The sequence below is a fragment of the Bacteroides intestinalis genome, from assembly GCF_003464595.1.
GTDB lineage: Bacteria > Bacteroidota > Bacteroidia > Bacteroidales > Bacteroidaceae > Bacteroides > Bacteroides intestinalis_A.
The window spans coordinates 1-14,937 of the sequence record NZ_QRZF01000037.1; the positions used below are offsets into that span (position 1 = coordinate 1).

Annotated in this window: 9 protein-coding genes; 4 read left to right on the top strand and 5 right to left on the bottom strand. The window is 40.4% G+C overall.

Features of this window, described 5'->3' with window-relative positions; genetic code table 11:
- The 5 genes from DWW10_RS25145 to DWW10_RS25165 form a co-directional block, all read right to left on the bottom strand.
- The coding region (locus tag DWW10_RS25145) for an ATP-binding cassette domain-containing protein (RefSeq protein ID WP_147350492.1) at positions 1-1,463 on the bottom strand (1,463 nt) is incomplete at its 3' end.
- Between the two features lie 7 nt (positions 1,464-1,470).
- Positions 1,471-2,628 carry a Wzz/FepE/Etk N-terminal domain-containing protein gene (locus DWW10_RS25150; RefSeq protein WP_259320537.1) on the bottom strand — a complete coding sequence of 386 codons (1,158 nt, stop codon included), beginning with the start codon at positions 2,626-2,628 and terminating at the stop codon, positions 1,471-1,473.
- Between the two features lie 201 nt (positions 2,629-2,829).
- Positions 2,830-5,307, bottom strand: a complete 2,478-nt coding sequence (locus DWW10_RS25155; protein ID WP_118422431.1) for a leucine-rich repeat domain-containing protein — start codon at positions 5,305-5,307, stop codon at positions 2,830-2,832.
- 943 nt (positions 5,308-6,250) lie between these two features.
- Complete coding sequence (locus tag DWW10_RS25160; protein ID WP_118223954.1) at positions 6,251-7,540, bottom strand: site-specific integrase; 1,290 nt, start codon at positions 7,538-7,540, stop codon at positions 6,251-6,253.
- Positions 7,541-8,099: 559 nt separating this feature from the next.
- Positions 8,100-8,366 (bottom strand): PqqD family protein, encoded by a 267-nt coding sequence (locus DWW10_RS25165; protein ID WP_022393383.1) that lies wholly within the window; start codon positions 8,364-8,366, stop codon positions 8,100-8,102.
- An 843-nt stretch (positions 8,367-9,209) separates the two neighbouring features.
- Between DWW10_RS25165 and DWW10_RS26195 the strand changes: the two genes are divergently transcribed.
- The 4 genes from DWW10_RS26195 (at position 9,210) to DWW10_RS25180 (ending at position 14,875) form a co-directional block, all read left to right on the top strand.
- Positions 9,210-9,353, top strand: a complete 144-nt coding sequence (locus DWW10_RS26195) for a hypothetical protein (protein ID WP_182021542.1) — start codon at positions 9,210-9,212, stop codon at positions 9,351-9,353.
- 65 nt (positions 9,354-9,418) lie between these two features.
- Positions 9,419-11,923, top strand: a complete 2,505-nt coding sequence (locus tag DWW10_RS25170; RefSeq protein ID WP_022391800.1) for a hypothetical protein — start codon at positions 9,419-9,421, stop codon at positions 11,921-11,923.
- A gap of 158 nt (positions 11,924-12,081) precedes the next feature.
- Complete coding sequence (locus DWW10_RS25175; protein ID WP_118422426.1) at positions 12,082-13,224, top strand: Wzz/FepE/Etk N-terminal domain-containing protein; 1,143 nt, start codon at positions 12,082-12,084, stop codon at positions 13,222-13,224.
- Positions 13,217-14,875 (top strand): ABC transporter ATP-binding protein, encoded by a 1,659-nt coding sequence (locus tag DWW10_RS25180; RefSeq protein WP_118422425.1) that lies wholly within the window; start codon positions 13,217-13,219, stop codon positions 14,873-14,875. The genes DWW10_RS25175 and DWW10_RS25180 overlap by 8 nt, the downstream gene beginning before the upstream one ends.
- The last annotated feature ends 62 nt before the right edge of the window (positions 14,876-14,937 follow it).

Below are 14,937 nucleotides of genomic sequence, written 5' to 3' on the forward strand. Positions count from 1 at the left end.
GCCCGTGCAATACCAATTCTTTGTTTTTGACCACCGGACAATCGGCTACCGTATTCGCCTAATGGTGTGTCCAATCCTTGTGGTAATTCATCTACCCATTCCTTCAGTTGCACTTGTTCCAGAACCTGCATCACCTTCATCCGGTCAACTTGCGATTGCCCAAGTGCAATGTTATCCGCAAGCGTCCCTTCTATAATAAATATTTCCTGCGGTACGTACCCCACCAGCTTATGCCACTCACTTCGGTTAGTAGAAGTCAGTTTCCTGCCATCTATAAGTATCTCGCCGGAAGTAGGTGGGAAGAAGCCGAGCATCAGGTTAAAGAGGGTTGATTTGCCAGTTCCACTTGCTCCCCGTATTCCGATACGTTCACCGCAACTAATATTTAGATTCAAACCATTGAACAACATGTCTCCGTCAGGAAAAGCGAAACCGAGTCCGCGTAATTCAAGTGTATACTTAAATGTAAACGATGTACCTTCCGATGCACCCTCTTCCTGCCGCCGACCGCCTTGCACATCTTGCTGTGGTTCATTGTTGATGCCTTCTTCCACCACCGCTATGGTATGCGAAGCGTTCTGTAGTGTCACCCAACTGTTCAATAGGTTTCTTACGGCAGGAATCAGTCTGAAAGCAGCTACTGCAAATACACCGCTCACCAATCCCAGGTCACCGCTTCCCGTACCAATCAGCAATGCCAGTCCCACTACCACCGCCACTTCCGAGAGGAAGGACGGAAAAAGTTGGTACACTTCTGTGCGCAGACGGTTACGGACAATAAATTCCAGACCTTGGTCAAAAGAAGTAAGCGAAGTATGAAAGGCTTGTGCAATTTCCAATTCCGCATATCCCCGGAAAGCCTCCACCACTGTGCGGCTCTGCTTGCGGCGTGCTTCCAATTCCTCCATGCCGTAACGGCGCAGACGCTTCCGTACCAAACCCACATACAGAGCGGCCAGAGGAAAAAAGGAAGCACAAAGCAAAAATCCGGCAAGCGGTTCCCAGACGACAAGAGCCGATACCATCAACAGTACCAGCACTGCTTCTCCCGCCATACGAAAGACCGGAGCCAGCACACACAAACTGAATGTATAACAAACATAGTTTACCTCGTGTCCCAGTTGTACGCTACTCTTCCTTTTCAGGAAAAGCAGTCCGCGATGATAGTAATTGGCAAACATCCGGCGACTGAATTCACGATAGATTTCCAGTTGATAACTGCTTTGTACACGTGCCAGGAGCGTAACCAAAGCATTCTTCAATAAAACAAATAGCAATACGGCACCGCACAACGTCAGCATCCTTCCCCGTCCGCCATCCTGCTTTACCACTACCAGCAATATAGGTATCAGTGCCGCTACTCCTGCAAAATCGAGAATAGCACGCAGCAATACCGAAAAAGCCACCCAAATGCTTCGTTTACGTTGCCTTTCCGGCAACATCTGAAATATTCTTTTAATCATCTGTCATTCACCTGCTTGCTTTCTCTCGCTTACAATCTGTTCTTTTCTGTCTTATCTTTCTTATAAAGTCCTTCGCAAACAATACCCAGCCTACACTTCCTGCTCCGGTCAGCAAGACACACTCTAAAAGTATTAACATCTTCCGGGGTTTTGACGGAGCGAGGGGAACTATCGCAGGCTGGATAACCGCCAATACGGGAATTACCTTTTCGACTTTTGCCTGAGCAGCCTGTACTTGCAACTCCGTCCGATTGTAAGTGGACAAAGCCAGCTTCATTTCATTCTGTAACCTTGCCAACTCTGCACGCGAAGCCAGCTTCGCCAGTCCCCGGTTGGCATCTGCATACCGGGTATATTTCTCTTGGGCGGCGTAATACTCTGCCTGTGCTTCTTTACGGAGCTCCTCGTTATATTTCAGGATTTTGCGTGCCTTGCCCGTCCTGTATGCCGTTACGTACTCCTTCAGGTGTGCCAGCACGGTGTCTGCCACGATGGTGGCCACCAGTGGGTCTTGCATGGTGACGGATAATGTAATGGTCCGCCTCCTATTCCCACTCTTTTTATTTATATCAATACCGATCCTTGAAGCGATGGCCCCCGCCATACCTGCTTCTTCACGGGTCAATCGGAAAATATCAATTTCCCGGGATACTTTTTCCGTTTGCGACTTCTCACTTAACAGAGACATACCCCAACCCATCAACCTGGATGGCGCTGATGTGACGACACTCCACCACGGACTTTTCTGTCGTTCTTTCAGATACTGCGAGAGGGTTATTGCAGTACTATCTTTCTGCTCACGGACCTCGACATTGAAAAGCCGCACAAGAAATGGCGTAGACTTGATGATGTCGGGATATAAAAGTGAGAAAATGGCATCCCTCTCAGTAGTGGAGGAAGATTTCATGTCAATGCCGGCCATATCTGATAGCTCACTTATACCTGAAGAGGAGCTTCTGCGCGAATTTTCCGGTACAATGAAGACGCTGGCCGTATATTCCTTAGGAACTCCGGAACCTATAACAATCCCTACTATAGCTCCAATGGCACAGGCTATAAGAATCAATTTCCGGCAATTCCATAATTTCTTTGCCAGTTCCAGCAAATTGATTTCTTGTTCTTGCACGGATTGTCTCACACTTTCTTCGTTTGTTATATTGCTCATTTTCAAGCTATAATTATCACACGATGAATTCATTATCTCAACCATGCTGAATTACTTTATACATCATAAAGAAAGGGGGTATGCCATGATGACATCCCCCTAAGCTTCAATTCTATTCAGGTTTCAATAAATTAAACCCTCTACCTTATAGGAATTATACTCCCCAATAAATAAGACATATCTTATCTATAATTTTCCCAATCAATATACTTTAACGATTGATTCAAAAGTAGCTTGGTAATATTTATCACCTGATTTCCATGTAAGTTTCTTACCGTCTACACCAGTCTGATCTCTAGATACAAAAAGGTTGTAACCCAATGAAGTATTAGTATTTACTATAATAGGATCATTTTCAGTACCTGTTTCAGCCCCCAGAGAAGCATGGAATGCATTTCCGGCAATATCTGTCACTACTTGGTTAAACATTATTACGGCCTTAGATGCAAGTCCTGTCAATGCACCTTCTTTGATAGCTGTTACCTTCTTCAAATTCACGGTAGCCAAAGTGCTTGCTCCATTAAACACATTCTTTTCAAGTGTAGTAACGTCATCAATAACTACAGAAGTTAATGTAGCAACATCTTGGAATGCTCCTTCTCCGATAGTTGTGATTCCTGTAAAATCGAATGCAGTGATTGCAGTTCCTTTGAAAGCTTCTTTACCAATTTTAGTAATCGTATTTTCAAAGTCAATGGCAGCAGTCAAGTTTGTACAGCCAGAGAAAGCCTCGTCACCTACAGAGGTTATCTTATTAAGATTCTTGATGGTAAAACCAGTAGTACCGGCATTCTTGAAAGCACCTGCTCCAATAGCTGTATTTTCTTGCAAGATAACGTTTAATAGATTTACTTTACCAGCCAAACTAATACCTGTATTTCCACCAATAGCACTAACTCCGGAAAGGTCGATATGAGTCAATGCTGTTCCACTCAATAGCTGGGCACGAATCATAGCTTTACTCCAATCATAGCTGGGTAACAATACTTTAGTCCATGCATTATCCATTTTATAACCAAAGGGTTGGTCTGAAAGCGAAGTCAGTGCAGGAGCATCAATCAATGTCAGATTTACTCCGGCAAAAGCATTGTCACCAATAGTAGTCAAAGCAGACGTTTTATTTCCCTCGTCATCAGTAGTACCAATAATTAAACTTTCGGTGCCACATCCAATTGTCGTGATATTCGCAGCTCCTTCAAATGCACTTTCACCGATCGTTTCAACCTTCGGGAAATTGAAATTAGTAATCGTAGTATTACTCTTGTAAGCACCTGCCGGAACAGAAGTTACTTCCGGACCATTCAATGTAGCAAGGCCAGCAAGAGAGGTAATAACCGGAGCTGTAGTAGCTTTTGTCAAGGTCAATTCAGTGATAGAGCTACCTTTAGTTACATTCTCCAGATTAGTGCCCAAATCAGCAGCAGGATTGGCCAGTGTCAAAGTTGCGATTCCTGTATATTTATCTTTCAATTCTGCAAGCTGAGCAGCTGACAATGAAACATTAGAAGTGAAAGTTGTAATAGTTGATGGAGCTTTATTCCCACTATTAGGTATATTTTCAGAGGCATCTAATGCAGGCATATTCTTATTAACAATCATAGTATTACCTAAAACAACATAATCCTGTGCTGTGAGGTCAAGCTCTATTGTATAGAAATTATTGGCTGTCCACGACTTGCTGGATGATTTATCTAAAGTAATATCTCCATTCTCAAACTCAAACTTAACAGTATAGTCTTCCGAAGAAGAACGGTCTACAGGAAGAATTTGCATGAAAGCGTAGTAATCATCACTCCATCCAAGACCGCTACCACTACTATTTAGAGTTAGCTTCGCTGTCTTTACTCCAGTTCCACCAGAAAGTTCCCATTTTCCATCCACTTTTTTAGCAATATCCACCTTTCCATTGGCATCATTCCAAGCGATATCATTTGTAGTCAATGTAACTTCAATACTCACTAATTTTCCATAAGTATCAACGTCATATCCTTTGGTATTGAATACCAAACCGGCAAAAGCACGTTCGAAAGATAGGTTCAAGCTTTCACCTACAGCCAATTCGTTAGAATTTATATCTTCTATAGGGTCAGCTACCATTACAAAGTTACCAAATGGAGCTTTTTCGCTTGGCTGATCTTGAGTATCGAAGGCAGCTACCGCCAAACTCATTGTTTCTACATTTGAGATAGCAGATGCGTAAGTCAAATCCGCGTCTACTAGAGGAGTTTTATTTGTACGGAACACTCGGAAAGCAGCATCTGTGCCGCTTTTAAAAGTCAAAAGACTCGCGGGTTCTTTGGCTGTAAAGTAACCGGCTCTACCCGTGCGCGTAGCTTTATATGTAGCAACAGCAGCACCTAAATTTGTAGAGGCAACATTTTGATCTGTACCTCTTGTCGCACCACTAACTCCATTCCAGAGAGTCGCATCACCAGCACCATTCTTTTCTACACCAAAATAAGCAATAGAGATTTCGTCGACCTCAGCATTCCAATAAGACTTAAATTTACCATCTGCTGGATCTTTATTAATGTCACCACGTGTAACGGCATCATCAACGATACCAAAAGTAATACCTTCACTTTCTGCTTTAGGTATTGTAATGTCAAGCAATTCCTCGTTGGCGCAACTGGCAAAAATGAGAGCCGCACTGGCCAGTGTGAATAATTCTTTTTTCATTTCTTTTTTTATTTAATTAAATAATTTCTTTGTAGCTTCAGCATACTAATTCCTTCTTCAAGAATTAAAGCTTTAACTGTTGGCTATGCATCTTCTGTATTGCCATCGTTAAAATCTCCGCTTGCTGCGAATCCTTTTTCTACAACCACTTCCAAAATATCCACTTCGGGAGCTTCATACTTCATTTCCTTTTCTACTTTCATAATCATAAATTTAATTGTTAGTAATATTAAAAATTCTCTTTATTTATTAGTTACATCTGTTCATTTCAGTCAATCTATCTACCTAACAATCAAGATTACTACTCAACAATAACCTGACTATTCTTCATATAAATTAGGTATAGTAAAACCTCCTTTCAGCCTGCAAAGTAAGAAACAAATTTCCTAAATATATTTTTAGTGTATTTCGTTGAATATCTGGATACTAATAATAAGTAAGAGGAGAAAATAGGGAAGGAATAGAATTTCCGGGAAATAGTATTAAACGATGTATAGGTTTAGTAATTAAGTAGTTGTGCCATTGATAGTTAATGGCAGTCCAAACTATTTATATATATTGGCACTTTATTCTGGCACCATATTATATAGCAATATAATATGGTAACATGCTTATTATCAAAACATAACGAGGTGGCCAAACGAGAAAACCCCTATTGCTACAAATGGAGTTAGCACCATTATCAGACACCGGCAATAAAAATCTTATTTACAGCTAAGTAAATAATTCCTTCGGTGACTCTTGGAGAGAAGACTCTCGATAATAATCAACTAACGCATGAAGGGAACCAAACCGTACCTGGACCGAGTCAAGTCCATACCAAATCCGTACTTGCTCCGTATAAAAGTACCTCTACATGGAGCTGGTACGGACTTGACATGGACTTGGTACGGAGCAAGACATACACATGTATGTGTAAAAGGGCACTCTTTTTCTTAAGACTCTAAGCTAGGATAGCTTTTTCTTTTTTCAGTAACCGGACGAAATCAGTCATCAGTTCTTTACTCGATGCTCTCATATAGCGCTGAAATGCTTGGAAAGAACGATGTCCGGAAAGCGACATCACGTAGTTAATCGGATAGCCACGTTTATAAAGATTGGTCACACAACTTCTTCTGGCCGTATGGAAGCTTATCAATTCGTATTTCGGAATTGTCACTATGGTAGTTTCTCCACCACGGTACTCCTTACGGCTAACAGCCTCATTAATACCGCATCGCGCAGCAAGAACCTTAATGATTTTGTTGGCCTTCACCTTATCTATAACCGGAAAGCCAATCTGCTGATAGTGTTCAATCAGTGGCGCTATTTCCTTCAATATCGGAATTTCAACCAGCTCTTTCGTCTTTTTCTGGTAGAGCGATATTACTCCCTTCCGTACGGTTGCTTTATTCAACTGCTGTATATCACTAATCCTTAATGCTGTATAACAGGCAATAATAAAAGCATCCCTTACCTCACGCTCCTGGTCACTCTCTGTCTTTGCCAAAGAAAGCTTCTGGATCTCCTTCTCTTGCAGATAAATCTGTTCACTCGAATCAGCAGGCAGTGTAGTCTGAACTTTCAAGAAATAGTTGTTGGTTGTCATCTCGCTGTCATAAGCACGATGCAACAGATTCTTGATTACTTTCAGCGTATTGATGATTGTATTCTGAGTATAATGCTTTCCGGTTTTCCCATAACTGTACCCGTAAAGGTAGTTGGTGAAATCCACAAAGAACTTTTTATTGAAGTCGTCGAACGAACCGATCGGCACTTTCCGTTGCTTGTCGTAATCTTCCAGACGCCCTAATGCAGTGAGGTAGGTAGCCTTGGTACTTTCGATGCCACGCTTCCCTTTGCGATTTACATTCTTTTCATACTCGCCAACCAATCTTCTCAGACAAGCAATAGGATTTTGCAAAAGTTGTTCCTTCTGCAGGTTTTTATCAACGATTTGCCGGACAACAGCAGCCGACAAGTACTCGCCTTTCATAGCGAGTTGTTCGTCCATTTCGCATAAAGACGTTACTAAATTATCAATTTGTTCATTAATATATTTCAACCGAAGCCTCTCCCGTATGTTCAAGCCTCCATTCTGATAGCATCGATATGTTTCATGGTTCCAATACTGTGGCTCTACACGGAGTTTGGTATAAACCCTGATTCTCCGTTTATTGATAGTTGTCACAAGCATTATTTGCGTCAGTTTATTCTTTTCACTGACCTGCTTTAGATTGAATCTAATTTTCATTTCTTTTTCTTCCTTTCAGTTTAGTGGTAATTGTTCCATAATTATCAAGATTATAGTGATATATAAACAAAGAGTGCCCATCTTATTTTCAATAAGAATATATAAGAAAGCTATAAAAAAGTTTGTATTTATGCATTTTCGTTGAAAAGCATAAAAAAAAAGCTTTATTTTGTTTGCAGATGTCAATAAAATATCTACCTTTGGCTCGCAAAAGCATGTAGAATAGAGATGTGTTTTCACGATAAAGGAGAATTTGCCATATTTTTACCCGAAAAGATAAAAAAATAACGAATTCTTTTGAATTTAGGAAATTTGTTTTTGGTGTTTTCTCATGATACATAGAGCTTAAGAGGTCTATATCACGCCTATTCGGTAAGAGAATTTCTCTTCAATGTTAACCTCAGGTATATATACAAAGAATGCATCTGCTATTTTCAATACAAAAAAGAGTGTACCAAAACAGAATAATTTAATTTATCTGATTATAATACTATCTCATTATATGCAATGAGTTATAGCAAATTATTAATATTTCTCCGGTAAATGTAACAGGAAAGAACTATCCTATGATTCCACAGTTACTCAAAGCATCCACCCACTTTTGGGTATCAACTAAGGCTTGATCTTTGGATATGCCGTAATGATTCATTAATACCTCTGCAGCATCTTCCAAAGAAAATTCTCTTCCTTGCAATTCTTTCCAAAGAAGCAGTGCTGTATTATTAAGTGAAATTACTTTAGTCATATCAGACTGGGACTTTCCTTGCTCGACGATCAGGTTCTCACCTGCAATCTCCCGAACTTTATAATTCTCTTTAATTTTCATAGTGACAAACGTTAAATTAGTGTTTCAAGAAATGCAAAGGTAAACATTCTCTTGAAAATTATATACTATAATATAAAAAAAGAGTCTATAACAGATTTAATTGTTTTTTATCAGTGATTATCTTCCATCTATTAAGGTGGCAATCTCTCTTTATGCGAGTATTAATTCGTCCCCTTATAGCGGGACGCAATGTTCCTTATAAGGGAACGCAATGTTCTCCATAAGGGGACGCAATGTACTCCATAAGGGGACGAATTAATATTCGCTAATTCAGCACCAAGTTATTACGAGGGAGGGAGGTGGTATAGCTACATGGCTTCACTGAGTGTGTTCGATGGTTCTTTGTAAATGCATTTCTTGTTGTTAGTGCCTAAAAATGGTGTCATTACTATTAAAAAAAGTGAGTTTCTTATCATTTATAAAATCCGTTTCTTATTGAAAATAAGAGAATTACTATCGTGTGCTCTTATTCTATAAGGTGCAAGAAAGAGGTGTCAATATATGCAGAGGACTAAAATAGAATGTTTCCTACTAAATATGTAATAAGCTGTGTGCTAATATATTGAATCATTCTTTTTGATTATAACAAATTCTTTTCTTTTTATTTAAAAAGATTTCTCCTAAGCACATAACAATCATATTATCAATACAATATCACTCAAATATATTTAGGAAATTTGTTTCTTACTTTGCAGGCTGAAAGGAGCTTTTACTGAGCTTTTTTATAGAAATATTTGCAGGATTGTAAGAACGGTCTTGATTCTTTTAATAGTAAAAGAGGTGCATTACTAGTTAATAATGAAGATACATTTTAATATTACTAACAATTTAAATTTTATGATTATGAAAGTAGAAAAGGAAATGAAGTATGAAGCTCCGGAAGTGGAAGTTCTGGAGGTAGAAGTAGAATTAGGTTTCGCTGCTTCTGGCATTGAAGGTCCTGGGATAGGTGGAGACGACGGTGACTTTAGTGGTGGTGACGACTAAATAAAAGTTGTTGAATCTAGGCGAACGTATATCAATTAATGTATTTAAAATTTAAACTAATTGCAATGAAAACAAAACATTTATTAATGGCTTGTGCGCTGCCTGCTTTATTTGCAGCATGTAGCCAGGAAGAGGCTCTGGTGAACGTAGAACCGGAAGTACAATACAAAGGGAAACCGTTGGAGAACGTCACTTTATCCTTTAATAAGGAAACAAATGCCGCAACCAGAATGGTAAATGACGGTTGGAATTTAAAGTGGAAGGCAGGAGACCAAGTTGGGCTAGTTTGGGTGAATGCACCGGAAATCCAACAACAATTTACTGGCGGGAAAGAATATGATCCGACTGTACTTCCAAATACTGCATTTTGGGCAAGCAATACCCGTATGACTTGCAACGATCCTGACAATAATATTTTTGGAATGCAGGATGGTCAGGTATTAGAAGGCCAATACTTTGCTTACTATCCTTATTCTGACAGATATAAAGTAGATGGTAAGTTTGGCTTGAGTGTTGATGCAATACAACCGCAGGGAAGTACGGACTTGACCCAGCCGACAGAGGTACTGTCTTATGTTGTGGACAATATGCCGTGGGTGTCAAGAAGAGTAGATGAGCAAACTGAAGAAACAAACAAAAATGCTACTTACATTTATCCGTTGCAAAATGAAGAGGCCGGCATGTCGAAAGCTATTAATATGGAGATGTTTCGTTTTGCCAACATGTTGGATGCTCGTGTGACCTTTAAAGCAGGTTCGCAGACAATCATAAATCCTGAAAAGGTACAGATTGAAAGCGTTGACCTGATAGTGACAACCCAAAATGAAGGTTGGGCTGTAGACAAAATTGCGACTTCCGGCCTGTTTGACATGAGTAAGATCAAAAGACGTAATAATGGTGCATATGATGAATTTGGTATTCCATCGTTGAGCGGTACTTCCAAATACGCATTGCCTACGACAGAAACTCAGGAGGGGCTGTTTGTCAATGATAATAAAGTTTCAAGCATCACTACTATTATCGAACAACCTGTGGCTAAATCTACTGGTCGCGTAAATTTCCTGTTGATGCCTTACACAGAAAAAAACAGCTATTTTACGAAAGAGTACTATAAATTGGCTTTGGTTATCCATACTAACTATGGTGTTGCGACAGTTGAAGAAAGCGACTGGTATAAAAGTAAAGAAAGCGATCCTACTGGTATGCTCGTTTTAGGTCCTAATGCAATAGAGAGTGACAAATTTGTCAAGATCAGCGATATTGAAGCATTCTATGCAGGTGGATGGGCTGCAAGAACAGGAGCATTCTGTACTCGTTTTATAGAAGTTAATGTAGATGATTTGGAATTTGAAACCAACTGTATTAAAACTCAGGACGATTTGCTTGCTACCATCGGACGTATCAATAGCAGAAATGTAACGAATAAGCGCTTTGATCTCTGTGTTGACGGTAATGACGCTAACAATGTTTTGGAATTGACTGATTTCGACTGGTCTGCTGAAAGTGATAACGAAGCTATCAAAACATTCATTACTGCAGGCAATACATTACGTTTGAAGGAACACTCAGATAAACAAGTGACTATCAAATTTAATGGTAATAACAAGATTGGCGCTGGTCAGTTGACTAATCTTTCTAACAAAATAGATATAGTAGTTTCAGAAAATGCTGTTCTGGATGTAAACGCTGATTTCACAACAGGTATTTTTGCAACAGAGCAAAACTCCATTCTGAACGTTAACGGTGCAAAATTGACTACTGGTGTTGCAACTTTGAGCGGAAGCACTAACATTTTAGTTACGAATGAAGAAGCTGGTGAATTGAATGTTGTAAGCAAGAGTGAGAACAAGGGTACTATGGAAGTTAAGGGTATCCTAAGCTTCAAGGGTAATGCTGTCGTAAGTAATACAGGCACTATCAACTTATACTATACTGCTCAGTTGACGGGTGTTGCCGGCCAAGTAGCAACATTGAACAACAGCAATGTTATCAACTATTACTATGCTAAGAGTGGAGACAAGAAAAATGTCAATATTACTAACGTAGAGGGTGGTCAATTCATTGCTGAGTACAATAATGGTATTGTTCCTGGGACAGGTGACAATGAAAAGAAGGCAGATTTCATGAAGAACGCCAATTCTTATGGTGTAACTCACTATATCATTTCTAAGGCTTCTGATGCCAACTCTGAAGCTTGGAGCTTGCCCAATGCTACTAAGATCACAGTAAAGCAAGGTGTTACATTGACATTTAACCCGACTAAGGCTTCTACTATGGGACTTACAGCATCGAAAGCTCTGTTGTACTTCGAAGGTGATAATGAATTAGCTTCTACAGGTGACTATACTAGCTATGCAAAAGTTGCAGTGAAAGACATCACCTTGGCATATGGTACAAAATTGACGAATAATGTAGAAGTTGTCTTGACTGGCAATTTCCAGGCAGAAGTTGACGGTAACAATTCCACAACCTACACTGTAGACAATAAGGGGTATATTTATGGTGGTACCCGCGTTAGCCAGTCTGGTACAATTACTTGGTTGGGTAAGGAATACGGAGTCAAGAAGTAATATACCTTTGAATTAAAGAAGAATGAGTCTATTCATTCTTCTTTAAAAGGAAAAACTGACTGGATAGGATTATATAATCTGAATGTTTAATTTTCGCTTGTCAAGACATTCGTCTTGGCAAGCGTTTTTTTTCAGAAGAAGTTCCGAGTGAAACTAAGATGAATAGCAATACTATAAACGAGAGGAAAGATATGAGACCACCATCTTCTCAAGAACAGGAGATTAATCTGTTGGAACTGGTAAAGAAAGTCTGGGACTCGCGGAAATTGATTTTGAGAATGTGTGGCATTGGAGCTGTTGTTGGGTTAGTTATAGGTTTCAGCACTCCTAAGGAATATACAGCAAGTACCCTTATTGCCCCGGAAAGCAGAAGGGCTTATCCGGGTAAAAGTGCATTGGTAGATATGGAAGATGACAATCTGAGTTCATCAATCACAGGTGAAAAAGATGCCATTTTTCCGGTTTTATATCCGGAAATCATCAATTCGACGCCGTTTCTTATACGGCTTTTCGACATCAAGGTACGCGAACAGAAAGATAGTGTTTCGATTCCTCTTTCACAGTATCTAAAAGAACGTCAGAAAGCACCATGGTGGAGAATTATTACTTCAGCTCCGTTCAAACTGACTGGATGGATCGTATCTCTATTCAAAGATGAGTCAAATGAAGATAGCGGGCAAGCAGGGACAAAGACGGGTATAAACCCTTTTCGGCTGACTCGCAAAGAAGCAGGCATGGCAGGTGCTATCGCTTCGAGAATCAACATCGGGGTGGACAAAAAGAAAAGAACTATAACTATATTTGTCACCATGCAAGATCCGTTAGTTGCTGCTACTGTGGCAGATACCGTACGAGTATACTTGAAAGAATATATAACGGAATACAGGACAGGTAAAGCACGCAAGTTCCTGAAATATACAAAAGAACTTCGTAAAGAGGCACAGGAGGAATATTACAGTGCACAGGAGAAATATACCCGGTATGCGGATGTTAACCGAGGGTTAGTGAAGTTAGCCTCACGCGCTGAACTGGTAAGGTTACGGAATGAAATGAAGCTGGCTCAAACTACCTACAATCAGACGGAGCAACTGGTTCAGGCAGCTATGGCAAGAGTGGAAAAGATAAGGCCTGTTTATGCGGTTATCCAGCCGGTAGTAGTTCCACTTAAACCCTCTAAACCCAGGAAGATGACGATTCTTGTGATGTATGTCTTTTTGAGTGGTGCAGGAAGTTTGGTCTGGGTATTGTTTGCAAAAGGCTTCCTTAAAGATCTAAAAAAGAGAAGAGTAGCAGATGGTTAGAAATATTGTTCGATTGTTGTCAGAAAAGCAACGCAGGCGTGGTGTATGGGTAGTTTTCTCTGTATTAGCACGTGCCATACTCGACTTTGCAGGAATAGCGGCACTGGTGCCAATATTATTAATAGTGGTAAAGCAAGATGGCGGTCGGAGTATGATGCTGGCAATATGCGGTGTCGTATTACTGTTTGTATTGCTAAAGAACACCTTAGTTATGCTTCTGGCACATGTACAAAGCTGTTATCAGTTGGAAATATATCGGGAGTTTAGTACCCGTATGTTTGCCAATTATTATCATCGAGGGCTACTCTATTTAAAAGGAAAAAGCAGTGTACGGCTTGGGCATGAGGTGAATCATGTATGTTATATGTTCAGTCTATGCGTATTGGCCCCTGTTTTCCGTATAGCAGGAGAAGCGGTACTGATATTGTTAATAGTATTGGCACTTATCATCTGGAAACCATATGCTGGTTGTTTGCTCTGTGGAGCGTTCCTGTTCTTATCGGTATTGTATATCTGTTTAGTTAAGAAACGTCTGCGACGTTACGGTATGGAGGAATTGGAAGCACGTCGCAAGCAGAGCCGTACGGTAGTGGAAGCCTTTCGTGGATATGCAGAACTGGAAATTGCCCAGGCTTTTTATACTTCTCTTGCTTCCTTCAATCAAGGCCTGGATTCTATTATTGGGAACCGTTTGCGTATGGAAGTGTACCAACTTTTTCCATCTTTCCTTTCTGAAGTAGCCATAGTGATCGGACTGGCATTGCTGATTGGTACGGGAAGTGGTGACCTGGGATTGATAAGCGGTGTGTTTGCAGTAGCGGCTTTCAGACTAATTCCTGCAGTGAGATCCGTATTGAATAGTTGGGTAACGCTTCAAAATGCTTCGCATACCATAACGGTGGTGGAAGAGGGTATTACTGTTATAAGCGACGGACTACCCAAAAACTTATCAAATGAATCTCTTTTAGAATTTACCCATACCTTTGAATTGCGTGGATTGGAATTTGCATTTCCCGATGGACATACACTTTTCAGTGGTTTAGATCTGGTTGTCAGTCGTGGTGAACGTATCGGCATACGGGGAGCAAGTGGAACTGGCAAATCAACTCTCTTTAACCTGATGCTCGGCTTTTTCCCACCTACATCCGGCGAGATACTTATAGATGGCAGAAAGCTGACCTCTACCAACCGAAGTGAGTGGCATAAACTGGTGGGATATGTACCGCAGGAGATATTTATTATAGAAGGTACACTCGCTGATAATATAGCACTTGGGCAACCGCAGGTTGACCGAACAAAAGTAATGCAGGTTCTGGAGCAAGTGCAACTGAAGGAATGGCTAGATGAATTACCACAAGGATTAGACACCCCGTTAGGTGAATATGGCAGTCGGCTGTCTGGTGGTCAGAAACAACGGATTGGCATTGCACGGGCACTTTACAAGGAAGCTGAAGTACTATTCTTTGATGAAGCCACTTCTGCTCTGGACAACAAGACGGAAAAGGAAATTAATCATGCTCTGGAAACACTCTCCTTGCGGCACCGTGAACTGACATTGATTGTCATAGCCCACCGTGAAAGTTCGTTGGCTTTCTGCGACCGGATATTCGATCTTGATACATGCGATATAGTATATAACAATAAGGAATAAAAGAAATGGAACAAGATTATTTAATAGCCGGACATCGTATCCGGGTGGAAGGTGAGAGGCTG